The following is a 23,563-nucleotide window of genomic DNA, read 5'->3' as shown; positions in this document are numbered from 1 at the left end:
CTACCCGAGGGTCAGCACCACGGCGGCGGCGGCCACGGCGCACACCAGCAGCCAGCCGGCCAGCAGGCGGCGCCGCAGGCCGCGGTACGTCTCCTCGTACTCGCCCCGCACCTCGCGGGCACGCTCCGCCGTGCGCTGCCAGGAGGTGCGGGCGAGGACGAGGTACTCCGCCTCGAACCGGCGCTCCACCTCCTCCCGCTGACCGTCCGTCAGCCAGAGGAGCGGGGCGCTGAAGTGCGCGGCCGCCCTGCGGCCCTCCTCGTGGGCGGCGGCGATCAGCAGATGGCCCTCGATCTCGTTGAGCAGCGCCCGGCTGTCCAAGGTGCTCACGCGCGGGTCAACTCCTTCTCCTGCGGCAGGATTTCGGGGTGGTGCAGGTCGAACGCCGGGGACTCGCTGCGGATCTGCGGCAGCCTGAGGAAGTTGTGCCGCGGCGGCGGGCAGGAGGTCGCCCACTCGAGTGAGCGGCCGTAGCCCCACGGGTCGTCCACCTCGACCGGCTTGCCGTACTTGGCCGTCTTCCACACGTTGTAGAGGAACGGCAGGAAGGAGAGGCCGAGCAGGAACGAGAAGATCGTCGACACCGTGTTGAGCGTGGTCAGGCCCTCCACGGCCAGATAGTCCGGAACCCGGCGCAGCATGCCGTTCACGCCCAGCCAGTGCTGGACCAGGAAGGTGCCGTGGAAGCCGATGAACAGCGTCCAGAAGGTGATCTTGCCGAGGCGCTCGTCGAGCATCTTGCCGGTGAACTTCGGCCACCAGAAATGGAAGCCGGAGAACATCGCGAAGACGACGGTGCCGAAGACGACGTAGTGGAAGTGCGCCACCACGAAGTAGGTGTCGGAGGTCGCGAAGTCTAGGGGTGGTGATGCCAGGATCACGCCCGTCAGGCCGCCGAAGACGAAGGTGAGCAGGAAACCCGTGGCCCACAGCATGGGCGTCTCGAAGGACAGGCTGCCCCTCCACATCGTGCCGATCCAGTTGAAGAACTTCACGCCCGTCGGTACGGCGATGAGGAACGTCATGAAGGAGAAGAACGGCAGCAGCACTCCGCCGGTGACGTACATGTGGTGGGCCCACACGGTCACGGACAGGCCGGCGATGGAGATGGTCGCGGCGATCAGGCCCATGTAGCCGAACATCGGCTTGCGGGAGAACACCGGGATCACTTCGGAGATGATGCCGAAGAACGGCAGCGCGATGATGTACACCTCTGGATGGCCGAAGAACCAGAAGAGGTGTTGCCACAGCAGCGCTCCGCCGTTGGCCGAGTCGAAGACGTGAGCGCCGAACTTCCGATCCGCCTCAAGGGCGAACAGCGCAGCCGCGAGTACCGGGAAGGCGAGCAGGACCAGGACCGCCGTCAGCAGCACGTTCCACACGAAGATCGGCATGCGGAACATCGTCATGCCGGGAGCGCGCATGCAGATGATCGTGGTGATGAAGTTGACCGCGCCGAGGATGGTGCCGAAGCCGGAGAAGGCCAGACCCATGATCCACAGGTCGGCGCCGATGCCCGGCGAGCGGACCGCGTCCGACAGCGGGGAGTAGGCGAACCAGCCGAAGTCGGCCGCGCCCTGCGGGGTCAGGAAGCCGCCCACCGCGATCGTCGAGCCGAACAGGTACAGCCAGTAGGCGAACATGTTCAGCCGCGGGAACGCCACGTCGGGCGCACCGATCTGCAGCGGCATGATCCAGTTCGTGAAGCCGGCGAACAGCGGCGTCGCGAACATCAGCAGCATGATCGTGCCGTGCATCGTGAACGCCTGGTTGAACTGCTCGCTCGACATGATCTGCAGACCCGGCCGGGCCAGCTCGGCGCGCATGAACAGCGCCATCACGCCGCCTATGCAGAAGAACGCGAACGACGTGATCAGGTACAGCGTTCCGATCGTCTTGTGGTCGGTGGTCGTCAGCCACTTGATGCTCTTGACGTTGAGATCTCTCACGCCCCGCCTGTGTCCGCGCCCGGCGGGGACGTCACACTTCGGGGATGCGAGGTGAATCACGGCGGACGGCTGTGACGATCGGACGGGTGCCGGACACGAACGGAACATGAGCAACGACGAGATCTTCGCCGCTGCCTATCGCGAGCACTACTGGGCGGTCAGCCGCTACGTCGCGCGACGGCTGGGCGGACGGACGAGCGAGGTCGAGGAGGTGGTGGCGGAGGTGTTCACGGTCGCCTGGCGCCGCCGGGCCGACCTGCCGCCGTCCCCGCTGCCCTGGCTGTACGGCGTGGCACGCAACTGCCTGTCCAACGCCGTACGCGGCCACGGTCGCCTGCGCCGGCTCGTCGACCGGCTGGGCAACGACGACACCGCGCACGGCCGGCACATCGCGGCGGGCCCGGACGCCGACACACCGGGCGGCTGGGTGCACGACGCTCTCGCCCGGCTCTCCCCGGCCGACCAGGAGGTGCTGCGCCTGACGGCCTGGGAGGAACTCGGGATCGAGGAGATCGCCGTCGCCCTCGGCTGCGGACAGCGGGCGGCGTCGATGCGGCTGCACCGGGCCAGGGGCCGGCTGAGAGCCGAGATAGACCGTATGCGCCCCGCAGCCGCCACCAGTGGGACAGCCACGAAGGAGCACGACCATGGCTGACGAACTCGAACTCGAACTCCTGCGCCGCGCCGACCCGGTGCCGGCCGACGGCCCCCACTTCGGTGACGGACCGCTGAATCACCGGGCCGAGCGGCACCTCGACGAACTGTTGCACAGGCGCCCCTCGCCCCGCACGGCGTGGCGGAGCGTCCCGCGTGTCCGGCCCCCGCACCTCGCCGCCCGTGGTCACAGGGCACGGCTGGCCTGGGGACTCGTGGCCGCGGCGGTCGTCTCCACCGTCACGCTGACCCTCGTCGTCAGCGGCCCCGGCACCCCGCCCGCCGTCGCCGCACCCCGCCCCCTGGTCGTCCAGGCCGATTCCACCTCCGTGCCCCTGAAGCTGCTGGCCGACCGGGCGGAGGCGGCCGCGGCCGACGGCTCGCCGAGCCTGAGCAAGGGCACGCACGTGCAGTCCTGGAGCATGGGCATGAGCGAGGACAAGCCCCCGATCACCCTCCCCGAGGAGCGCGTCGTGCGCTGGCACGCCGACGACAGCCACACGGAGGTCGTCGTCGCGACCGACCCCCGGCACCCCGGCCGCCCCGTCCTCAGCGACGCGGACGACTCCCCGCACCTGGTAGAGGACGGCCACGTCATCAGCCGGCAGACCTACCCCCCGAGCTGGAGCGACGCACCCCCCGAGTCACCGCCGCCGCACGACGTCGCCCAGCTGCGCGCCTATCTTCAGGAGGCCGCGTACCGCCACACCAGGCCGTCCACCAACGAACTCCTCGACGCCGTCGGCCTCCTGCTCGACAACTGGACCCTCGGCGCCCGCGAGTCCGCGACGCTCGCGCGGCTGCTCGCGGACACCGAGGGGCTGCGCCCGGTCGGCCGGGTGACCGACCGGCTCGGGCGCGGCGGGCAGGCGTACGTGTACAAGGGCGCCGGTTTCCGACGCATGCTGATCATGGACCCGGCCACCGGTGCCGTCCTCGGCCTGGAATCCACCGCGACAGTGGCCGAGCCCGAGTTCGGCCTCGAAGCCGGTGACGTGATGGAGTACAGCGCCTGGATGCGCTGATCACACCCGTCTGATCACACCCGTCTGATCATGCCGGTACGACCATGCCGGTACGACCACGCCTGTCTGATCACCCCCCGGTGATCAGACCCCGCCCGTCACTGTCACCCCGAGCTGCCGGCCCGCGGCCTCGACCGTCTGCTCCAGGAGCGTCGCGATCGTCATCGGACCGACACCGCCCGGCACCGGGGTGATCAGGGAAGCCCGCTCCACGGCCGAGTCGAAGTCGACGTCGCCGACGTTCCCGGGGTTGTAGCCCGCGTCCACCACGACCGCGCCGGGCTTCACGTCCTGGCCACGGATCAGCCGCGGCCGACCCACCGCGGCGACCACGATGTCCGCCTCGCGCACCACCGCGGAGAGGTCACGGGTTCGGGAGTGGCAGTACGTCACGGTCGCGTCGCGGGCCAGCAGCAGCATCCCGGCCGGCTTGCCGAGAATCGCGCTGCGGCCCACCACCACGGCCCGCTTACCGGCCGGGTCGACCTCGTACGCGTCGAGCAGCCGCATGATGCCGCCGGGTGTGCAGGAGACGAAGCCCGGCAGACCGAAGCTCATCGTCGCGAACGAGGCGAACGTGACGCCGTCGACGTCCTTCTCGGGCGCGATCGCCTCGAACGCGGCCCGCTCGTCGATGTGCGGGCCCATCGGGTGCTGCAGCAGGATGCCGTGCACCTCGGGGTCCTGCGACAGGGACCGCAAGGTGCCGACCAGTTCCGCGGTGGTCGTTGCGGCGGGCAGTTTCACGTGCCGCGACTCGATGCCCGCCTTGCGGGAACGGTTCTGCTTCATGCGGACGTACGTGACCGACGCGGGGTCCTCGCCGACCAGCACCGTGGCGAGGCAGGGCGCCGTGCCCGTCCGCCGGGTGAGGCCGGCCGCCCGCTCGGCGGTGTCCGCCACGATGCGGCGGGCGAGCGCGGTGCCGTCCATGAGCCGGGCCTGGGACATGATCCACTCCTGAGCTGGTTACGGATCGCCCAGGCGCACGGCATCGACTCTGCGTGGGCCGCTCCCCGGTGGTGCTCCACCTCAGCGCCAGTCACGGCCTCAGTCCAGCCTAAGCGCTACGGCACCTGCGGGTGGCTGCCGCGGCTGGTCGCGGCCTTCGCGGGCCGTACCGGCCCCGTCCTGCTCATCGGCAGGCACCCCGCAGGGCGTACGACCGGGGCGGGCGGTCTCGAACGGCCGAGGACCCCGCGCATAGTCCGGAGCCGTCGGACCGCTCCGGACCCCGTGAGCTCGCTCGGAGTGTGCCGACCGTGAGGCGACGACGGTCGCCGTGGCGATGTCAGGCCGCCAGGCGACCGGTTCCTGTGCGGCGGGACTGCTGTACGGGGCGGTGAGACCGGTCGGCCGCGCGGCCGACCGGTACGTGTGGTGCTTCGCCTGCTCCGTCGTCGCGATGCGCGTGCCCGCAGTGCTCGCCGGGGCCGAAACAGCCCCGGTTCAGGGCGACTTCGGCCGCGGCCAGGGCCGGACGGGTGCGCGTGCGGGTGTCCGGGGCTTGGCGTCGGGGCGCTCTCCGCTCGGACGGCGCCGCTGCGCCTGCTCGGCCGTGCCGGGCGGGCCGGCGGCGAGTGCGCGGAGCTCCTGTCGGCGGGGCTCGACCCCAGGACGGAGCCGGACTGGTTCGGCGTGTGCGCGAGCGGGCCGGTCGGCGGTGGGTGACCGTCAGGCTCGGCGGTGACGGTGACGGCGGGGGTGCCGGGGGCGGACCGGACGTGGTGGTGGAGGGAGGGGGCGGGAGCGTGCTCCCCGGACCAGCGAGCGCAACAGGAAGACGGACACCGGCAGACCCGCGCGAAGCGGTCGTGGCCGCGGGAAGGGGGTCGGACGAGCCCTCCCCAGCTGGGCCCGCGCCGAGAAGGTCCAGGTCAACCGGGACGTGATCTGGACCCTCGGCAGTATCCTCCCTACTCGTCCCATGCCTGGATCATGGTCTGCTGGACGATCTTGCCGTCGCGCAGCGACATCATCGACTCGGCGAGGACACGGACCCCGTCCGGGTACAGACAGGACTCGGTGAAGGCGACGCTGTCGCCCTGCACGACGCAGTTCTCCATCTTGTGCGTCATGTCGCGCTTGTAGACGTCCTCGAGCATCTTGCCGATCTCGTCACGGCCCTGCAGGACCATGGGTTTGCTCGGCTGGGTGTTGCGGTCCACGACCCGGATCTCCGCGTCGTCCGCGTAGAGCGACAGAAGAGTCGCCGCAGTGTGTCCTTCGATGCCCCGGCGCAGGGCTTCGGTGTCGAAGCCGGGGCCTGCCGCGGTGCCCATGATGACCTCCTTCGAGGGGCCGCGCCCCGCTGGGGAGCGGGCCGCGAAAGACCCCTCCTCCGAGACTCCTCCGCCCCGGCGGGCTCGGCAAGCGCAGCCGGTCCGCTCCGCCTGACGGGTGAGCGGTACGGGGTGCCCGTGTCCGCGGCGGACCCGCCGGCGTTGCGCAGTGCATGATCTCAACTCGACGTATCGTCGCAGCCGTCGGTCTCGCCGTCGGTGTCACCGGCCTCGCCGCGCCGCTCGCGAACGCCGCCGCTCCGGCCCCCGCCACGGGACAGCTGAACCCGATCGCCACCCTCGACTCGCTTGCCGCGAGCGGCATGCCGGCCGAGCACCAGGCCGCGACCCCGCGGGTCTCCCAGCAGCTGGCCCAGCTGAACAAGGTCGACGACCTCCGCGAGTTCGGCCACCTGCGCCAGCTCACGGACCTGGTCGCACCGGTCAGCGGGCTCCTCACCCTCGGGTGACGACGGCCGGTTCGCAGCACATCGAGGGCCGCCCCGAAACGGGCGGCCCTCGAACGCGTCCGGGGTGCGCTGGGGCCGGTCAGCCGGCCGTGGCCAGGAACTGGGTCGCCGCGAGCTCGGCGTACAGCGGGTCGGCGGCCACCAGTTCGCGATGGGTGCCGACCGCGCGTACCCGCCCCGCGTCCATCACCACGATCCGGTCGGCCATGGTCACCGTGGACAGCCGGTGGGCGACGACGAGGACGGTCGTCGTCCGGGCCACGTCGGCGACCGTGTCGCGCAGCGCCGCCTCGTTCACCGCGTCCAGCTGCGAGGTGGCCTCGTCGAGCAGCAGCAGCCGCGGGCGGCGCAGCAGGGCGCGGGCGATGGCGACCCGCTGGCGCTCACCGCCCGACAGCTTGGTGCCGCGGTGCCCGACCAGGGTGCCCAGGCCGCCCGGCAGCCGGGCCACCAGGCCGTCGAGACGGGTCGTCCTCAGTACCCCGGCGACCGCGTCCTCGTCCGCGTCCGGGTTGCCCAGCAGCAGGTTGTCGCGCAGCGAGCCCGACAGGACCGGCGCGTCCTGCTCCACGTATCCGATCGCGGAACGCAGCCCGGGCAGGTCCCAGTCCACGACGTCGCGCCCGTCGAGTGTGATCGCCCCGGATTCCGGGTCGTAGAACCGCTCGATGAGGGAGAAGACCGTCGTCTTGCCCGCGCCGGACGGTCCGACGAAGGCCGTCATGCCCCGCGCGGGCACGTCGAAGGTCACCCCGTGATGGACGTACGGCAGGTCGTCGGCGTACCGGAAGCGGACGTCGGTGAAGGCCACGGCGGCGGGCTCCGCGCCGGTGCCGGGCAACGGCGCGGACTCGCCCGCCGGTTCGGCGGGCAGGTGCAGCGCCTCCTGGATGCGGGAGAGGGCCGCGGCGCCCGTCTGGTACTGCGTGATCGCGCCGACGACCTGCTGGATCGGCGACATGAGATAGAAGACGTACAGCAGGAAGGCGACCAGCGTGCCCACCTCGATCGCGCCGGTCGCGACCCGCGCCCCGCCCACCGCGAGCACCGTGATGAACGCGATCTGCATCGCCAGTCCCGCGGTGTTGCCCGCCGCCGCCGACCACTTGGCGGCGCTCACGCTCTGCCGCCACGACTCCTCGGCGGCCGCGTGCAGCGTGCGCTCCTCCCGGTGCTCGGCGCCGGAGGCCTTCACGGTGCGCAACGCGCCGAGGATCCGCTCCAGCGAGGCGCCCATCACACCGACCGCGTCCTGCGCCCGCCGGCTCGCCCGGTTGATGCGCGGCACGATCACGCCGAGTACCGTCCCCGCGCCCAGGATCACCGCCAGCGTGACCCCCAGCAGCACCGGGTCCACCAGCCCCATCATGACCACCGTCGCCACGAGCGTGAGGCCGCCGGTGCCGAGGCCGACGAGCGAGTCGGTGGTGACCTCGCGCAGCAGGGTGGTGTCCGAGGTGATGCGCGCCATGAGGTCGCCCGGTTCGCTGCGGTCCACGGCCGGGATGCGCAGCCGCAGCAGGTACGACGACAGCGCGCGCCGTGCGCCGAGCACCACCGACTCGGCGGTGCGCCGCAGCACGTACGAACCGACCCCGCCCAGCGCCGCGTTGGTCACCACCAGACACGACATGACGACCAACGCGCCGGTGATGGCCCGGTCGTGCGACAGGTCGTCGATCAACTCCCGTGCCACCAGCGGCAGCAGCAGCCCGGTGGCTCCCGTGACGAGCGAGAGCAGGGCGCCGGTCAGCAGGGCCCACCGGTGCGGACGTACGTAGCCGAGGAGCAGCCGCCAGGCGGGTGGTCCGGTCTCCGTCTGTGCGATGCTCACGACGCTCCTTCGGACCGTGGGTCGGGCGAAGCCCTCAGGCTACGTCGGCGCGCTCCCGCCGGGTCCGCCGGTACGGTGTCCCGCCCCGGGGCGAGTGCCGGCCCGTCGTGCTCCGCGTGAACCGGGTGGCAGGTCGGGGGCGGGCCGCCGCGTGCGTTCCGTGCCCTTACCGATCAGTCACGCGTAGGGTCGCCAAGGGGGACTTCGGCCGACGAAAGGGTTCAGCACGATGGCGCAGGAAGTACGCGGCGTGATCGCACCGGGTAAGGACGAACCGGTGCGGATCGAGACGATCGTCGTGCCCGATCCGGGGCCCGGTGAGGCCGTGGTGAAGGTGCAGGCCTGCGGGGTCTGTCATACCGACCTGCACTACAAGCAGGGCGGCATCAACGACGAGTTCCCCTTCCTGCTGGGCCATGAGGCGGCGGGTGTGGTGGAGTCGGTCGGCGAGGGCGTCACCGACGTGGCGCCCGGTGACTTCGTGGTCCTCAACTGGCGTGCGGTGTGCGGACAGTGCCGGGCCTGTCTGCGCGGACGCCCCTGGTACTGCTTCGACACCCACAACGCCACGCAGCGGATGACCCTCACCGACGGCACCGAGCTCTCCCCGGCCCTCGGCATCGGGGCGTTCGCGGAGAAGACGCTGGTCGCGGTCGGGCAGTGCACGAAGGTCGACCCGTCCGTGGCCCCGCAGGTGGCGGGCCTGCTGGGGTGCGGCGTGATGGCGGGTATCGGGGCGGCCATCAACACCGGCAACGTCGGCCGGGGCGACTCGGTCGCGGTGATCGGCTGCGGCGGCGTGGGGGACGCGGCGATCGCCGGGTCGCGCCTGGCCGGCGCCGCGAGGATCATCGCCGTCGACATCGACGACCGTAAACTCGCCACCGCCCGCACCATGGGCGCCACCCACACCGTCAACTCGCGGGAGACCGACGCGGTGGCGGCGATCCAGGAACTGACCGGCGGGTTCGGCGCGGACGTGGTGATCGAGGCGGTCGGACGCCCGGAGACGTACCGGCAGGCGTTCTACGCCCGTGACCTGGCCGGCACGGTCGTCCTGGTCGGTGTGCCCACGCCGGAGATGAAGCTGGAGCTTCCGCTGCTGGACGTGTTCGGGCGCGGCGGGGCGCTGAAGTCCTCCTGGTACGGCGACTGTCTGCCCAGCCGGGACTTCCCGATGCTGATCGACCTGCACCTCCAGGGCCGGCTGGACCTCGGGGCGTTCGTCACCGAGACGATCCGGCTCGACGAGGTGGAGAAGGCGTTCGAGCGGATGCACCACGGTGACGTGCTGCGCTCGGTGGTGGTGCTGTGATGGCCGCCCGCATCGAACGCCTCGTCACCTCCGGGCAGTTCACGCTCGACGGCGGCAGCTGGGACGTCGACAACAACGTCTGGCTCGTCGGCGACGACCACGAGGTGGTGGTCATCGACGCCGCCCACGACGCCGACGCCATCGCCGCGGCCGTGGGGGACCGCCGGCTGACGGCCATCGTGTGCACCCACGCCCACAACGACCACATCGACGCGGCACCCGCCCTCGCCGAGCGCACCGGAGCCACCATCTGGCTGCACCACGACGATCTGCCGCTGTGGAAGCAGACCCACCCGGACCGTGAACCCGACGCCTGGCTGGTCGACGGCCAGGTCATCGAGGCCGCCGGCGCCGACCTGAGGGTGCTGCACACTCCCGGACACGCGCCCGGCGCGGTCTGCCTGTACGACCCGGGCCTGGCGACGGTCTTCACCGGGGACACCCTCTTCCAGGGCGGCCCGGGCGCCACCGGCCGCTCCTACTCCCACTTCCCTACGATCGTCGAGTCGATCCGTGCGCGGCTGCTGGGTCTGCCGGCCGAGACGAAGGTGCTCACCGGCCACGGCGAGTCGACCACCATCGGGGCCGAGGCGCCGCACCTGGAGGAGTGGATCGCCCGCGGCCACTGACACCCGGGCGCGCGCGACCGCCCCTACCCCCGCCCCGGACGGGCCGCCGCGTCCCGCGTACTGCGCCCGGCCGGGTGGTCCTTCGCGAGCGGCGCGGTAAAAGGCGACAGGAGATGTCCGGCTTCCCCGTCACCCTCGTAGGGACAGCGCAGTCGAGGGCCGGGAGGTCGGACATGTCACATCCGTTGGACGGCAGGGTCGCACTGGTGGCGGGGGCCACCCGGGGAGCCGGCCGGGGCATCGCCGTGGAGTTGGGCGCGGCCGGAGCCACCGTCTACGTCACCGGACGCAGCACCCGCGCCCGGCGCTCGGAGTACGACCGTCCCGAGACCATCGAGGACACCGCCGACCTGGTCACCGAAGCGGGCGGTCACGGCATCGCCGTACCCACCGACCACCTCGACCCGGCGCAGGTCCGCACCCTCGTGGACCGCATCGCCGAGGAGCGCGGCCGCCTGGACGTCCTCGTCAACGACGTCTGGGGCGGGGAGACCCTCTTCGAGTGGGACAGCACGGTGTGGGAGCACGACCTCGACAAGGGGCTCCGGCTGTTGCGGCTCGCGGTCGAGACGCACGCGATCACCAGCCACCACGCCCTGCCTCTGCTGCTGCGCCGGCCCGGCGGCCTGGTCGTCGAGATGACCGACGGCACCGCCGAGTACAACCGCGACACCTACCGCGTCTCCTTCTTCTACGACATCGCCAAGGCGTCCGTGCTGCGCATGGCCTTCGCCCTGGGCCACGAGCTGGGACCGCGCGGCGCCACCGCGGTGGCGCTGACCCCGGGCTGGCTGCGCTCGGAGATGATGCTCGACGCCTTCGAGGTGCGCGAGGACAACTGGCGCGACGCGCTGGAACGTTTCCCCCACTTCGCGATCTCCGAGACACCGCGCTACGTCGGCCGGGCCGTCGCCGCGCTCGCCGCGGACCCGGACCGGGCCCGCTGGAACGGCGGGTCCCTCTCCAGCGGTTCACTGGCCCAGGTGTACGGCTTCACCGATGTCGACGGCAGCCGTCCGGACGCCTGGCGCTACATGGTCGAGGTCCAGGACGCGGACAAGCCGGCGGACACGACCGGGTACCGGTGAGGCGGAGGGGCGCGGCGGGGGCCGGAGGACCCCGTCGGGGTGATGGCGTGGATCACACCTGCCCTCCCGGGGCCGAGGTCATGGTGCGGCAGTGCGTACTGTGGCTGGCGGTGCCCGTGGGGCAACGAATGTCACCGTTTGGTCGCAGCGCGAACGGTGCTACAACCGCGTGGGCCGGTGACCGGTCTAGGTGACTGAGGTCGCAGACCGGACGAGCAGCATCGTATGAAGGGGAATGGCCCACCATGGGGGACATACGCAGGCGGGGAGCCGTCGTACTGGGGATCACCGGACTGGTGGCACCGCTCACTCTCGCGCTCGGCGCCGCTCCGGCGCAGGCCGCGAGCTGTACCACGGCGGCGGGGCCGTACCAGAAGAAGGTGGAGAAGTTCCTCGGCCGTCCGGTCGACGGAAGGCAGTCCTCCGCCGACTGCAAGGCCATCCAGTCGTTCCAGAACAAGCACGGCATCACACCGAACATCGGCTACGCGGGTCCCGTCACCTGGGGCGTGATGGACCTGATGAACAAGCAGAAGGCCGTCGGGAACAACCCGAACAGGGACGGCAGGTGCCCGGTCAACAAGGGCCGGATCGCCTGCGTGAACCTGACGCTCCAGCTCAGCTGGATCCAGGACGGCAGCCGGCTCGTCTACGGCCCGGTGCCGGTCCGCACCGGCCGCGACGGCTACGAGACCCGCACCGGCCTGAAGAAGATCTACTGGCGCGACATCGACCACGTCTCGAGCATCTACGACGTGCCCATGCCCTACAGCCAGTTCTTCGACGGCGGCCAGGCCTTCCACTCGGTCGGCCTCAGCATGTGGAACCCGCCGGGCTCGCACGGCTGCGTCAACATGACCACGACCACCGCCAAGAAGTACTGGTCGCTTCTGAAGAAGGGCGACGACGTCTTCGTGTACGGCCGCAAGCCGGGCACCTGAGACGGCACGGGCGCCCGGTCCGCCGGGTGTCACAGCTCGGGGGCGTCCCCGAAGTCCGGGATCTCCAGCCTCGCCCCGCCCTGGCGTGCCGAGTCGTGCGCGACGATGCCCGGCAGGGTGTAGCGGGCGGCGACCCACGCGTTCACGGACGGCAGCGTCCGTGTGTTGACGGCGGTCACGAAGTCGTCCACCAGGAAGTGGTGGCTGCCCTCGTGGCCGTTGTGCAGCTCGTCGAACTCCCGCGGCAGCCGCGCCCGGTCGTGCACCGGTGCCGAGCCGGATGTGAAGGCCGCCCGCAGTTCCGGCGCGATGTGCTGGAGGGAGGGGTCGGACGGCGACATGGTCGGCTTGGGCTCGAGGAGTTCGCTGATGTCCTTGACCCCCTTCTTGTCCTGCCACAGCGCCACGGTGGCGAGCTGCTCCATGCTGGCCTCCGTGCCGAAGAAGCGGAAGCGTGACTCCCGTATGTGGGAGGGGTAGCCGACCCGCCGGAACTCGTTCGTACGGAACGAACCGCCGCCGGCGACCTCGAACAGCGCGCTCGCGTTGGAGAAGTCGTTGCCGAACTGGCTGACGTCCTTGTCGAAGACGCCGTCCCCCCGCTCGTCGACCACCCCGATCGCCGACACACTCACCGCGTGGGTCTGCCAGGCGCCGAGCACCCCGCCCACCGAGTGCGTCGGGTAGAGCAGCGGGGGATAGCTGGCGGTCGCCTTCCAGTTCTCGCCGCCGCTGTACTGGTAGGCGTCGTAGAACCCCAGGTCCATGTCGTGGACGTAGTCGCCCTCGGCGTAGAAGAGCCGCCCGAAGGCGCCCTCGGCGATCTGGTTGCGGGCGTGCACGGTCGCCGGGTTGTACTGGCTGGTCTCGCCCATCATGTACGTCAGTCCGGTCGCCCGGACCGTGTTGATGATCGCCGCGATTTCCTCCGTGGTGATCGCCATGGGGACCGCCGAGTACACGTGCTTGCCGGCGTTGAGGCCCTGCAGCACCAACGGCCCGTGCGTCCAGCGCTGGGTGAAGATCGCGACCGCGTCGACCGCCTCCGACTCCAGCATGGCCTGGTACGAGGAAAACGTTCCTGCCAGCCCCTGGTTGGCGGCGAGTCGCTCGGCCCGCTCCGGCAGCAGGTCGGTGACGTAGACATCGCCCACGCCGGGATGGGCCTGGAACAGGGTGGCGAACTGGCCGGAGAACTGGCCGGCGCCGACGATGCCGAGCGTGAATGTCATGGAACGCGCGTCCTTCGCTGATCGGGGAATCGGGTTGGTCTGGCTGTCAGATCGGGCTGTCAGATCGGGCTGTCAGATCGGGCGTCGGTCTCGTCGAGGCTGCTCGACCTCGGCCTACTTACTTTCGTCGCGAAATAATCCAACCGTCAAGAGGTGAGTACGCATCGTTTGTCCGAGCCATCCGGGGCCTTAGAGTGGCCTGGTTGCTTTTACGGTGAAAGAAATCCTGTGGGAGTCCGACCTCCATGACCGCAGCCGCCACCAGCTGGCCTCCGCTGAGCCGCCAGGAGCGCTCCGTGGCGATCGAGGTGCTCGTCCACGGGCCGCTGTCGCGCACCGACCTCGCCCGCCGGCTGCTCCTCTCGCCGGGCAGCCTCACCCGGCTGACCAAACCACTGATCGAGTCCGGCCTGCTGGTCGAGGTACCGGAAACGGACGCCGCCCCGGCGGAGTCGCGCCAGGGACGCCCCTCGCAGCCGCTGGACGTCGTCGCCGAATCCCGACTTTTCGTCGGCTTCAAGATCACCGGCGACATGGTCTACGGCGTCGTCACCACCCTCAGAAGCGACATCGTCGCCCGCCACGACCGCCCGCTCGCCGACCACGACCCGGTCCGGGTCGCCGACCTGCTCGCGGAGATGACCGAGGAGTTCGCCGGCGCCCACCCGCGCCTGGCCGGCATCGGCATCGGGGTCGGCGGCCTGGTCGAGGACCGTGCCGTGGTCGGGGAGTCGCCGTTCCTGCTGTGGCGTGACGTGCCGCTGGCCGAACTCGTCCAGCAGCGCACCGGCCTGCCCGTGGTCGTCGAGAACGATGTCGCGGCCCTCGTCGAGGCCGAGACCTGGTTCGGTGCCGGCCGCGGACTCGACCGCTTCGTCGTCCTCACCATCGGCGCCGGCCTCGGCTACGGACTGGTACTGGGCGGCCGGCGGGTGCCCTGCGCCGAGGAGGACCGCGGGTTCGGCCGCCACTGGATCCTCGACCCCAACGGCCCGCTCACCCCGGACGGTGAACGCGGCAGCGCCGTCTCGCTGCTGACCATCCCCAGCATCCGCTACCAGCTCCGGGCCGCCACCGGCCGCGACCTGACGTACGAGGAGATCCTCGCCGGTGCCGCCGCCGGTGAACCCATGGCCTCCCGCGTCGTCGACGAGGCGGCCCGCGCCCTGGGCACCCTGGTCGCCCACATCGCCAACTTCGCCATGCCGCAGAAGATCCTGCTCGCCGGAGAAGGCGTCGGTCTGATGGACGTCGCCGGCGGGACGGTGGCCGAGACCCTGCGTTCCCACCGGCACCCGATGGCGGCCCCGGTCGACCTGGAGACCAAGGTCTCCGACTTCCACGACTGGGCGCGCGGCGCCGCCGTGCCGGCCATCCGGGAACTGGTGCTGGGTAGTGCGGAGGTGTGAACTGCGTTACAGGTCTTGACAGATGACGTGATCAGCAACACGGTCTCAAATGTCCGGATCGCTCATACTTACTCACATCGCCTTCACCTGCCGCGCCGTATGCTTCACAGCATGTCCACCACCGTTGAACCCGCCTCCGATCGCTCGGCTGACGAGGTCAACGAGGAGATCAGGGCCCTGTGGCGCCGGTCGGGCGGGACACTGAGCGGCGAGCAGCGTGAGGAATACCGGCGCCTCGTCCTCGAGTGGGCCGCCGCCGTTCCCCAGCCGGTTCACGCGGCCTGAGGCACGTCCCCGAAGCCCACCGGGCATCGGAACGCCGTCCCGGGGCACTCCCCACCGGACGGGCCCCCTCCTCGCACTGGCCTCGGCCGTCTGCTACGGCATCGTCGTCCCCCACCTCTCGGCTTCGCTCGAGCCGAGGGATGCCCCCATCGCCGGCGGCCTGCTGTCCCGGCGCATCCACCACACCACCGTCACCTTCCTCGGCCAACTCGGCGGGCTGCTGCTCGCCGTCGCCGTGGTCCTCGCGTCCCTCAACCCGGCGCTCCCGGTCGTCCTCGGTCTGGCGCTCCTGCACGCGCGGGTGACCCGGCGCCAGGCGGCGGGGCTGCTCGGTGCGGCGGCGGCCACGGTGCTGCTGACCCTGGGCTGACGGGCCGGGGCCGCTCGTCGGGATCACGCCGGGCTCCCCGACCGGGACTGATCGCCACCGCGGACCCCGGTCGCGGCGAGCGCGTCCCGACGGCTCATCCCCACGTGGCCGAGTAGTGCCGGCGGAACGCCTTGCGGTCCTGCTCCGCGCGGATGAACCGGGTCGCCACCAGGGCGACCATACTGCCCGCCAGGACCAGCAGGCCGGGGCCGATGTTCCGCGGATCCGTGATCCGGGACAGCAGCGTCGACGCCTCGGCGCCGCCGGTGACCGTCGCCGAGGATCCGGGCGAGGCGGCGCCGGGGGCGATGGCGCTGTGCGTCGCGGACGCGGACGGCGCCGGTGCGGGGCTCTGGCCTGCCCCGGACCCGGCCTGCGTCGACACGATCATGCGGACGTTGAGCGCGGACAGCGCCTTCGTCACCGGCTGGAAGAACGTCGTACCGCCCGTGGTGCAGTCGCCGCTGCCGCCGGAGGTGACGCCGAGGGCGATGCCCTCGGAGAACATGGGGCCGCCGCTGTCGCCGGGTTCGGCGCACACGTTCGTCTCGATCAGCCCGGTGACGGTGCCCTCGGGGTAGTTCACCGTCGCGTTCAGACCCGTCACCTGGCCGTCGCGCAGACCGCTCGTGCTGCCGCTGCGGAACACCCGCTGCCCGACCGCCGGATCGGCCACGCCCGTGATCTGTACGCCCTTGCCGCCGCCGACCGCGACCACGTCGGCGCCGTCGCCCGCCTTGCCGCTCGCGTACTGCACCAGGGACCAGTCGTCGCCGGGGAAGCTCTGGTCGACCGTCCTGCCGATCTGCTGGGTGCCCTGGTTGTCCGCGAACCAGATCGAACCGGAGGGCCCGCAGTGTCCGGCCGTGAGGATGAAGTCGGTCTGCCCGTTGGTCACGTTGAACCCCGCCGAGCAGCGCCCGCCGGTCGACAGGATCGGCTGCGCGCCGTTCACCCGGGTGGTGAAGGAGCCCTGGACGCGCTCCATGCGGACGAAGCCGCCGATGCCGTCCGCGACCCGGGTCATGCCGGACCAGTCGGAGGCGGAGACGGAGCTGTCCGCCTGGACCACCACCTGGTTGGTCTTGTAGTCCATGACCCACGCCGTGCCGGCCACCCGGGGTGCGGAACGCAGCGTGGTGGTCGCCGACTTGAGTTCGTTCATGCTGTGGGAGACGACCTTCGCCTCGGCGCCGGCCCGCCGGACCTCGGCGGCCGCGGCAGCGTCGGTGACCGCCACGACCGGTCGCCCGTCCGCGCCGAGCCAGGTGCCCGCCGTACGGGAGGTGCCGAGCCGTGAGACGAGACCGGTGCCCATGTCCGCGGACGACTGGGCGTAGGTCCGGGGAACGGCGGCGCCGGACGGTTCGGCGGCCACGGCCCGTGTGACCATCGCCCCTCCCAGAAGGAGTCCGCCGACTGCCGCCAGCCGTGTCACTCGCCGGACGACCCGTCGTCGTGCGTGCCTCATGCATGGCTCCCGAACCCGAACGCGCGGTGTCAACACCGCGGGGCCCTCCGGTCGTTGAGCGCCCTCCTCCCATACGCGGTCCAGGACGCCCGCGTTCAGCGTGGAGGCGATCTGCTCACTTCCGGCCGGGTGCTCCGCCGTACCGGACGGCCGGACCGCACGGTCGCCGCTGTGGCGCACAGGGCCGGGAACCGTTGCGAAAGCCTAGACTTGCGGACATGGACGACACCCTGCTGGAGCGGCTCGGCGCCGGGAAATACCTGCTGGTCACCAGCTACCGGAAGAACGGCACCCCGGTCTCCACCCCGGTGTGGGTGGTGCGCGACGGTGACAGGCTCGGCGTGTGGACCGTCGCGGACTCGGGCAAGGTCAAGCGGATCCGAGCACGCGGCGAGATTCTCGTCGGCCCCTGCGACCTGCGCGGGAACCCGACCGGCGACCAGGTGCCGGCCACCGCCGAGATCGGCGACGCGGCCACCGCCGACCGCTACCGCCGGCTCCTCGCCGACAAGTACGGCATCGTCGGCCGTCTGACGCTGTTCGGCAGTCGGCTGCGCCGGGGAGCGAAGGGGACCGTGGCCATCCGGGTGGCGCTCACGCCGTGAAAGGCGGGCACCCGGGCCGACGGCACCTCCGGGGGTCGGTCAGGTCCAGGCCCGGTACGGCTCGTCGAGGAGCTGGAAGACCGGCTCGCCGCGGACCGGGTCCTTGGCGGTGGACAGGCGGACCCGGTCCCCGCTGTGGATGCCGATGGGCGGACCGATGACCCGGCCGCGCACGACGAAGCCCTCGGCCATCTCGATCAGCGACACGTTGCGGGCCGCGGGGGTGTTGCGGTGCACCACGGTCGAGTGCCGGACCGTACCCGTGCCCTCGCTGTGCTCGGTGCGCAGCTCACTGCCCTGACAGACCGGGCACAACAGCCGCTGGTACATCGCGGTGCCGCACCAGGCGCAGCGCTGGAAGAGCATCGCGTCCGATTCCGTGATCTTCGGATCCAGCAGGCTCGTGGCGAAGCCGACCGTCTCCCGGACAACGCTTCCTGAGTGGTGGTACACGCTGGTCAACTCCCTGCGCTCGGCCGGAATCCCGTGTGCGCGGTCACCCGTGCACGCACGTGCCCGGCTCACCGTGCCACCGTGCACGCCCACAGGGTATGGCACTCAGTGTCACGCGTAAAGGCACTCCGTACCCCCAAAATATCCGGCAGTCGCCTCGGCGTGGATCAGTCGCGGCCGAGCGTGGACTCGATCTCCTGGACGACCCTCCACAGCGGAGCTCCGCGCCGGGAGACGACGACCACGACGTCCTCGGGCCGTTCGGGGAGGGGCGGCGCGGACGGGGCGCCGAAGGCGGACTGCACGTACCCCAGTGCGTGGTCCACCGTGAGGCTCGCGTCGTCCTGTCCGTCCGAGCGCAGCCAGGACCGCAGCGCGTTGTTGTGCGCAGCGACCACGGCCGCGGCGATCACGTCGGCCTGCAGGGTGCCGTCGCGCCGGCCGGCGAAGCGGCCTCGCAGATAGTGGGCGAGGGCACGCTCGTAGCGCCACACCACGGACAGCTCGTACGCCCGCAGGCCCGGCACCTTCTTGGTCAGGCGGTAGCGCTGCACGGAGAAGGTCGGGTTCTCGGCGTACATGCCGAGGACCAGCCGGGCCGCGTCGCAGACCCGCCGCACCGGTTCGTGGGTGTCGTCGCCGGTGGCGAGGAAGGCCGTCATGTCGGCCAGACAGCGTTCGTGGTCGGGGAAGACCACGTCCTCCTTCGAGGGGAAGTAGCGGAAGAACGACCGCCGTCCCACCCCGGCGAGCGCCACGATGTCGTCGACCGTGGTCTCCTCGTAGCCGCGCTCCAGGAACAACCGGAAGGCCGCCGCCACCAGGGCGTCCCGCATGGGCGGCTTGGTGACCGCCGCCCGTGCCTTCTGGCCGCGCCGGGGGGTCGCACTGCTGGAGCTCATGCCCGGGAACGTAGCACTCGGCCGGGGTCGATGGCACTCAGTGCGCACCCAGGGGGGAACTGAGTGCGCTCGTCCCCTGCCGCAGGGCGCCCCACCAGGCGTTTGTTCGAGGCGGGCCCGCCGCATACGATCGGCTGCCGCCGCAAAGGGAGCCCACATGCCGTCCGTACGACCCCGCGTCCTCTACGTCACCGACCTCGCCTACCCGGCACGCGGACGCCGCTATTGCGACGAGGACATCTTCCTGTCCGCCCGGCTCCGGGAGGACTTCGACCTCGCCCTGTGTCATCCGCGGGACGCGGCTGCGCTCATGGACGGCTTCGACGGCGTCGTGGTCCGCAACAGCGGCCCCGTCCTCGGATACCAGGCCGCCCACGACGCGTTCCGTGCGCGCGCCGTCGAGCACGGGACACGCGTCTACAACCCGCTGACCGGCCGGGCCGACATGGCCGGCAAGCAGTACCTGGTGGAGCTCGGCGCCGCGGGACATCCGGTCATCCCGACCGTGGACCGCCCGGAGGATCTGCGCTTTCTGCCCGAGGCGGACGAGTACGTCGTCAAGCCGAAGACCGGTGCCGACTCGGTGGGCCTGCGGATCGTGTCCGCCGACCGGGCGCGCGAGCTGGCCGACGGAACCGTCCTGGTGCAGCCCCGCGTCGACTTCGCCTACGAGGTCTCCTTCTACTACGTCGACGACGACTTCCAGTACGCCCTGTACGCCCCGCGGCCCGACCGGCGCTGGCAGCTCGAGCCGTACGAACCGACCGGCTCCGACCTGGAGTTCGCCCGGCGGTTCATCGACTGGAACGGCCTCGGCCACGGCATCCAGCGCGTCGACGCCTGCCGGGCCCCGGGCGGAGAGCTCCTGCTGGTCGAACTCGAGGACCTCAATCCGTACCTGTCGCTGGACGCGGTGGACGCTCAGCGTCGGGACGCCTTCGTCGACGCGATGAAGGCGTCACTGCGCCGGTTCCTGACGGGCCCCGCCGTGGGCTGAACCCCGGTGGCGTCGGCCACGTATCACTCCCCGGGGGATCACGCAGACCCTGCGCACGGGGTCGGAAGGAGTCCAGCGTGCCGACACGTCCCGACCGGGAGCAGCCACAGGACGGCCCCGTGCTCGAACCGATCCATGTGCTGCGCCCGCGCCGCACCGACGCCCTCGCGGAGCTGTTCCGGGAGTTCGAGCAGGACGGCCTCGCCGCCTACGAGTCGGTGCAGCTGGACCGGCCGTCGCCGGGGGCGGAGGACGCCACCCAGGAACTGCCGCCGGTCACCGCCGAGCTCCGGTACCGCGGGCAGGCGGGCCGCACCGCCGGCCGGGTCCGTGGACGGCGTCGCACCGTCGCCGTGACCGTGGTGGCCGCGGCGGCCCTGATCGGCTTCGGCTGCGCGCTCCTGCTGCCCGGCCGCGACGACGCCTCCGCCGCACGGTCTCCGGCGGCGACCGCCTCCGCGGAACCCACCCCGACCACCCCGGCCGGCTCGGCCGCGGCCGACCCCGACGGGGCCGGCACCCTCCGGGAAGGGGACAGCGGTCCCGAGGTGACCGACCTCCAGGAACGTCTGCTGCGCATCCCCGACGTCTACCCGAACGGCCCCACCGGCGGCAGTTACGACACCGTCCTGACCGAGGCGGTGGCCCGGTTCCAGCTCTGGTACGGCATCCGGGGCGACGAGGACGGCGTGTACGGCGACGACACCCGGCTCGCGCTGGAATCCCGCACGGCACAGGGCAACACGGCACAGGGCAACACGGCACAGGGCAACACGGCACAGGGCAACGCGGCACAGGGCAACGGCTGATCCGCTGACGGGCGGGACGGCGACTCGAACGCCGGGCAACGGAGCGGGAAAGAACGGCCGGCGACGATCAATGGCGCGTCGGCGTGGGCAGTCATGCCGGGAGGCGGTCTCCGCGCCGCCCCCGGGTTTTCCGGCTCTCCCCGACGCCGTCCCCACCGCCGTCCCGAACCCAAAGGCCACGCCGATGAGCGGCTCCCGTGTCCCGGGCCTGGTGCTGCCCGCCGTCTTCCTGCTGGCCCTCGTCGTGTGCGCGTACTGGTTCTGGAGGCACCGCGGGGACGACTGACGCGATCTCCTCGCCCGTTCACCCGCGCCGTGGGCCCGGCACCGCACGGGTCGCGCCGTCACTCGGGGTTGACGGGCACCCGGATGTCGACGACACAGACGTCGTCGCGCCGCTCGCCCTCCAGGACCGCGGAGAGCAGGGGGTCCAGGGAGCCCGGCGAGTCCGTGTGGAGGGTCATGGCGGCCTCGGCGAAGCGATCCAGGCCTCGGTCGATGCCCTCCAGGGGGCGCTCGACCAGCCCGTCCGTGTACATGATCAACCGGTCTCCCGGCTCGAGGTGGCACTCCGCCTCCTCGTAGACCGGTGAGGTGTTCGCCCCGAGGAGCATCCCGCGCGGGCGGTCGAGATAGATCACCTTCCCGCCCCGCAGCAGCAGTGGCGGCGGATGGCCCGCCTGTGCCCAGATCAGCCGGCGCTCCGCGGCGTCGTAGCGGGCCAGGACCATGGTCGCGGTGCCGTAGGAGTCACGGGAGTGCAGCAGCAGTGCGTTGAGCCGGTGCAGGGCGCCGGTCAGCGACGAGCCCGTGATGACCATGCCCTTGGCGGTGAAGCGGAGCTGGGCCATCGTGGCGACGGCGCCGATGCCGTGACCGGCGACGTCACCGACGACGAACAGGGCGTCCCCGTCGGGGAGTTCCATGACGCTGAACCAGTCGCCGCCGACATGCAGCCCCGACTGGGCGGGCAGATAGGCGACCTCGACGCGCAGCCCGGCCACGAGCACGGGCCGGGTCGGCAGCGGAAGCAGCGCGTGCTGCAGCCGGGCGGCCATGCTCCGCTCGGCGGTCAGCACACCGTGCTGGGTGAGAATCGCCTGCTCGCTCCTGCGCAGGGCGAGTTCGGCGCTGCGCTGCGCGGTGAGGTCCTGCACGAAGCCGTGCACCTCGGCCGGTGTGCCGTGGACGTCCGTGACCGACTCGGCGACCACCCGCAGATGCCGTATGCCGCCGCTCGCCGCGACCCGGAACGGCACGTCGAACGGCCGCCCCCGGAGCATGAGTTCCCCTACCGCCCGGGACAGCGCGGGCATGTCCTCCGCCACGGCGAGACGGGGCAGGTCGGCGAGGGCGACCGGTCCGCTCTCCGGGGAACGGGCGAGGATGGTGAAGACCTGGGACGACCAGCTGACCTCCTCGCTGAGGAGATTCCAGTTCGCCCAGCCGAGGTTGCCCAGCCGCTGCACGTCGGCCAGCCGCTGCTCCTGCCGGTCCGAGGAGTCGTGCCGGATCCAGGTGATCACCAGGCCGTCGGCCAGCCGGGCCACCCGCACCGAGTAGGTGAGCAGTTGCGCGGTCCCGGCCACCACTTCCTGGGAGGCGAACGGCTCGCCCTCGTACGGTTCCCCGGTGGCCAGCGTGTGCAGGCTGCCCTGCCACAGGGCCTCGCCCGCCATGCTGGGGAAGCACTCCAGGATCCGCCGCCCGACCAGCTCCCGCCCGGTACGGCCGACGACGTCGACCGCCTCCGTGGTCGCCGCGTCGATACGGTAGTCCTCGATGTCTCCCGTGGGGGAGCGCAGCGGGGTGAGGAGCATCGCCGCGCTCGGCAGCGAGTCGAACACGGTCTGGACGGCACCGGCGGTGTCGTCCTCGGCCTGGTCCTGGCGGGCGGTGAGCGCGCGCAGCCGGCCTGCGCACAGCCGGGTGACGCCCCGCAGGAGTTGCCGGGCGTGCGGCCCGAACGACCCGCCGCGACCGCGCATGACGCCGATGCAGACGTCGGCCGCGTCGCCCGTGAGTACGGGCAGCCAGGCCCGGGACAGCCAGCGGTCGGGTGGATCCCCGATGAGCAGGTACTGTCTCCGGTCCGCGTCGATGTCCTCCAGCCAGCACGGCTCGCCCGTACGCAGCGCGTCGAGTGCGGGGATTCCGCTCAGCGGCGGCACCCGTTGCCACTGCTCGGCCAGTGTCTCGTCGATGCCGGCGTGACCGATCAGCGCCAGTCCTCCGACCGGCAGCCGTGAGTAGATCATGACCGCGTCCGCCCCCGTCTCGGGCGCGAGATGCTCCAGCAGGCACACGGCGAGCTCCTGCGGTGTGCCGACGTGGACCAGCGCCCTGCCGAGCCCGCCGAGCGCGGCGGAGCCGGTGGCCTGGTCCGCGTCGGCCGTCTCCCCGTCGGCCGTCTCCCCGTCGGCCGTCTCCGCGTCGGCCGTGTCGCCGTGCGGCGAGGGGTCGGACGGGACGGCGTCCGAGGCGGCGACGGGCCGCGGCTCCTTGCCCGGTCTGCGCAGCGGGGGGATCAGGCCGCCGAGCGTGATCCAGCACTCCTCCAGCAGCGTGCGGTTCGCGGCCCTGGCGCGTCGCAGCAGTTCCTCGCCGGCCGCGTCCGGGGCACACCCGGTCAGCGCCATCACCACGCCCTTGGCCCGCTCCAGGACGGCCGAGGTCGCCACCAGTTCCCGTAGTCGGTCCATTTCGGCGCGCTGACGGGCGACGACTCGGGCCAGCGCGGTCACGTCCGGTGCCGTACCGGACTCCGCCGGGATGGTTGGATCGCTCGTCACATCACCGAGCATTGCACACGGTGCGCCCGCGATCGCGGGTCCGTGCGCGGT

The 23,563-nt window shown here is 71.6% G+C and carries 23 protein-coding genes and 1 riboswitch; of the genes, 13 read left to right on the top strand and 10 right to left on the bottom strand.

Annotation, left to right across the window (positions count from 1 at the left end):
* Both OG985_RS08750 and ctaD read right to left on the bottom strand, forming a co-directional pair.
* The gene (locus tag OG985_RS08750) at positions 1 to 330 is read right to left on the bottom strand and encodes a hypothetical protein (RefSeq protein WP_371667687.1); all 330 of its coding nucleotides are present in this window, start codon (positions 328 to 330) and stop codon (positions 1 to 3) included.
* A complete protein-coding gene (gene ctaD / locus OG985_RS08745; RefSeq protein WP_371667686.1) occupies positions 327 to 1,949 on the bottom strand; it encodes a cytochrome c oxidase subunit I in 1,623 nt (540 codons plus the stop codon). The genes OG985_RS08750 and ctaD overlap by 4 nt, the downstream gene beginning before the upstream one ends.
* A gap of 106 nt (positions 1,950 to 2,055) precedes the next feature.
* Here ctaD and OG985_RS08740 point away from each other — a divergent pair, with 106 nt between their 5' ends.
* Positions 2,056 to 2,604: an RNA polymerase sigma factor gene (locus OG985_RS08740; RefSeq protein ID WP_371667685.1), complete on the top strand. Its 549-nt coding sequence runs from the start codon at positions 2,056 to 2,058 to the stop codon at positions 2,602 to 2,604.
* On the top strand, positions 2,597 to 3,628 hold the full coding sequence (locus OG985_RS08735; protein ID WP_371667684.1) for a CU044_5270 family protein: 1,032 nt from the start codon (positions 2,597 to 2,599) through the stop codon (positions 3,626 to 3,628). Before OG985_RS08740 ends, OG985_RS08735 begins: the two co-directional genes overlap by 8 nt.
* 84 nt (positions 3,629 to 3,712) lie before the next feature.
* On the opposite strand, the gene OG985_RS08730 is transcribed toward OG985_RS08735, so the two are convergent.
* Both OG985_RS08730 and OG985_RS08725 read right to left on the bottom strand, forming a co-directional pair.
* Positions 3,713 to 4,579, bottom strand: coding sequence for a bifunctional 5,10-methylenetetrahydrofolate dehydrogenase/5,10-methenyltetrahydrofolate cyclohydrolase (locus tag OG985_RS08730; RefSeq protein WP_371667683.1), 867 nt, complete (start codon positions 4,577 to 4,579; stop codon positions 3,713 to 3,715).
* 20 nt (positions 4,580 to 4,599) lie between these two features.
* Positions 4,600 to 4,684, bottom strand: a riboswitch (ZMP/ZTP riboswitch).
* Positions 4,685 to 5,544: 860 nt separating this feature from the next.
* Entirely contained in the window at positions 5,545 to 5,910 is a 366-nt protein-coding gene (locus OG985_RS08725; protein ID WP_371667682.1) for a nuclear transport factor 2 family protein, read from the bottom strand.
* A 173-nt stretch (positions 5,911 to 6,083) separates the two neighbouring features.
* Between OG985_RS08725 and OG985_RS08720 the strand changes: the two genes are divergently transcribed.
* Positions 6,084 to 6,380 carry a hypothetical protein gene (locus OG985_RS08720; protein ID WP_371667681.1) on the top strand — a complete coding sequence of 99 codons (297 nt, stop codon included), beginning with the start codon at positions 6,084 to 6,086 and terminating at the stop codon, positions 6,378 to 6,380.
* Between the two features lie 79 nt (positions 6,381 to 6,459).
* Here the strand turns inward: OG985_RS08720 and OG985_RS08715 are convergent, their stop codons facing one another.
* The gene (locus tag OG985_RS08715; RefSeq protein WP_371667680.1) at positions 6,460 to 8,214 is read right to left on the bottom strand and encodes an ABC transporter ATP-binding protein; all 1,755 of its coding nucleotides are present in this window, start codon (positions 8,212 to 8,214) and stop codon (positions 6,460 to 6,462) included.
* Positions 8,215 to 8,443: 229 nt separating this feature from the next.
* On the opposite strand from OG985_RS08715, the gene OG985_RS08710 reads away from it, so the two are divergent.
* The 4 genes from OG985_RS08710 to OG985_RS08695 all read left to right on the top strand — a co-directional run bounded on the left by OG985_RS08710 (position 8,444) and on the right by OG985_RS08695 (position 12,187).
* Positions 8,444 to 9,529 carry an S-(hydroxymethyl)mycothiol dehydrogenase gene (locus OG985_RS08710; protein WP_371667679.1) on the top strand — a complete coding sequence of 362 codons (1,086 nt, stop codon included), beginning with the start codon at positions 8,444 to 8,446 and terminating at the stop codon, positions 9,527 to 9,529.
* The gene (locus tag OG985_RS08705; protein WP_371667678.1) at positions 9,529 to 10,158 is read left to right on the top strand and encodes an MBL fold metallo-hydrolase; all 630 of its coding nucleotides are present in this window, start codon (positions 9,529 to 9,531) and stop codon (positions 10,156 to 10,158) included. Before OG985_RS08710 ends, OG985_RS08705 begins: the two co-directional genes overlap by 1 nt.
* Before the next feature lie 173 nt (positions 10,159 to 10,331).
* Positions 10,332 to 11,246, top strand: a complete 915-nt coding sequence (locus OG985_RS08700) for an SDR family oxidoreductase (protein ID WP_371667677.1) — start codon at positions 10,332 to 10,334, stop codon at positions 11,244 to 11,246.
* A gap of 245 nt (positions 11,247 to 11,491) precedes the next feature.
* Complete coding sequence (locus OG985_RS08695) at positions 11,492 to 12,187, top strand: L,D-transpeptidase family protein (protein WP_371667676.1); 696 nt, start codon at positions 11,492 to 11,494, stop codon at positions 12,185 to 12,187.
* Between the two features lie 29 nt (positions 12,188 to 12,216).
* Here OG985_RS08695 and OG985_RS08690 read toward each other — a convergent pair whose 3' ends face one another.
* Positions 12,217 to 13,419, bottom strand: a complete 1,203-nt coding sequence (locus OG985_RS08690) for a Gfo/Idh/MocA family protein (RefSeq protein ID WP_371667675.1) — start codon at positions 13,417 to 13,419, stop codon at positions 12,217 to 12,219.
* Between the two features lie 245 nt (positions 13,420 to 13,664).
* Here OG985_RS08690 and OG985_RS08685 point away from each other — a divergent pair, with 245 nt between their 5' ends.
* The 3 genes from OG985_RS08685 (at position 13,665) to OG985_RS08675 (ending at position 15,483) form a co-directional block, all read left to right on the top strand.
* On the top strand, positions 13,665 to 14,828 hold the full coding sequence (locus OG985_RS08685; RefSeq protein WP_371667674.1) for an ROK family protein: 1,164 nt from the start codon (positions 13,665 to 13,667) through the stop codon (positions 14,826 to 14,828).
* A 99-nt stretch (positions 14,829 to 14,927) separates the two neighbouring features.
* Positions 14,928 to 15,113 carry a hypothetical protein gene (locus tag OG985_RS08680; protein ID WP_371674306.1) on the top strand — a complete coding sequence of 62 codons (186 nt, stop codon included), beginning with the start codon at positions 14,928 to 14,930 and terminating at the stop codon, positions 15,111 to 15,113.
* Complete coding sequence (locus tag OG985_RS08675) at positions 15,046 to 15,483, top strand: hypothetical protein (protein WP_371667673.1); 438 nt, start codon at positions 15,046 to 15,048, stop codon at positions 15,481 to 15,483. Before OG985_RS08680 ends, OG985_RS08675 begins: the two co-directional genes overlap by 68 nt.
* Positions 15,484 to 15,577: 94 nt before the next feature.
* Here OG985_RS08675 and OG985_RS08670 read toward each other — a convergent pair whose 3' ends face one another.
* A complete protein-coding gene (locus OG985_RS08670) occupies positions 15,578 to 16,954 on the bottom strand; it encodes a S1 family peptidase (protein ID WP_371667672.1) in 1,377 nt (458 codons plus the stop codon).
* Positions 16,955 to 17,172: 218 nt separating this feature from the next.
* Here OG985_RS08670 and OG985_RS08665 point away from each other — a divergent pair, with 218 nt between their 5' ends.
* Positions 17,173 to 17,559: a PPOX class F420-dependent oxidoreductase gene (locus OG985_RS08665; RefSeq protein WP_371667671.1), complete on the top strand. Its 387-nt coding sequence runs from the start codon at positions 17,173 to 17,175 to the stop codon at positions 17,557 to 17,559.
* 39 nt (positions 17,560 to 17,598) lie between these two features.
* On the opposite strand, the gene OG985_RS08660 is transcribed toward OG985_RS08665, so the two are convergent.
* Both OG985_RS08660 and OG985_RS08655 read right to left on the bottom strand, forming a co-directional pair.
* Entirely contained in the window at positions 17,599 to 18,012 is a 414-nt protein-coding gene (locus OG985_RS08660; protein WP_371674305.1) for a Zn-ribbon domain-containing OB-fold protein, read from the bottom strand.
* A 167-nt stretch (positions 18,013 to 18,179) separates the two neighbouring features.
* Positions 18,180 to 18,914 carry a TetR family transcriptional regulator gene (locus tag OG985_RS08655; protein ID WP_371667670.1) on the bottom strand — a complete coding sequence of 245 codons (735 nt, stop codon included), beginning with the start codon at positions 18,912 to 18,914 and terminating at the stop codon, positions 18,180 to 18,182.
* Positions 18,915 to 19,071: 157 nt separating this feature from the next.
* On the opposite strand from OG985_RS08655, the gene OG985_RS08650 reads away from it, so the two are divergent.
* Positions 19,072 to 19,911, top strand: coding sequence for a hypothetical protein (locus OG985_RS08650; RefSeq protein WP_371667669.1), 840 nt, complete (start codon positions 19,072 to 19,074; stop codon positions 19,909 to 19,911).
* A 77-nt stretch (positions 19,912 to 19,988) separates the two neighbouring features.
* Entirely contained in the window at positions 19,989 to 20,720 is a 732-nt protein-coding gene (locus OG985_RS08645) for a peptidoglycan-binding protein (protein ID WP_371667668.1), read from the top strand.
* 344 nt (positions 20,721 to 21,064) lie between these two features.
* Here OG985_RS08645 and OG985_RS08640 read toward each other — a convergent pair whose 3' ends face one another.
* Positions 21,065 to 23,422, bottom strand: a complete 2,358-nt coding sequence (locus tag OG985_RS08640) for a SpoIIE family protein phosphatase (protein ID WP_371674304.1) — start codon at positions 23,420 to 23,422, stop codon at positions 21,065 to 21,067.
* Between the last annotated feature and the right edge of the window lie 141 nt (positions 23,423 to 23,563).

The sequence above is a fragment of the Streptomyces sp. NBC_00289 genome, from assembly GCF_041435115.1.
Classification (GTDB): domain Bacteria; phylum Actinomycetota; class Actinomycetes; order Streptomycetales; family Streptomycetaceae; genus Streptomyces.
Note: the sequence above shows the minus strand (reverse complement) of the source record. Positions and strands in the feature narration are given on the sequence as shown.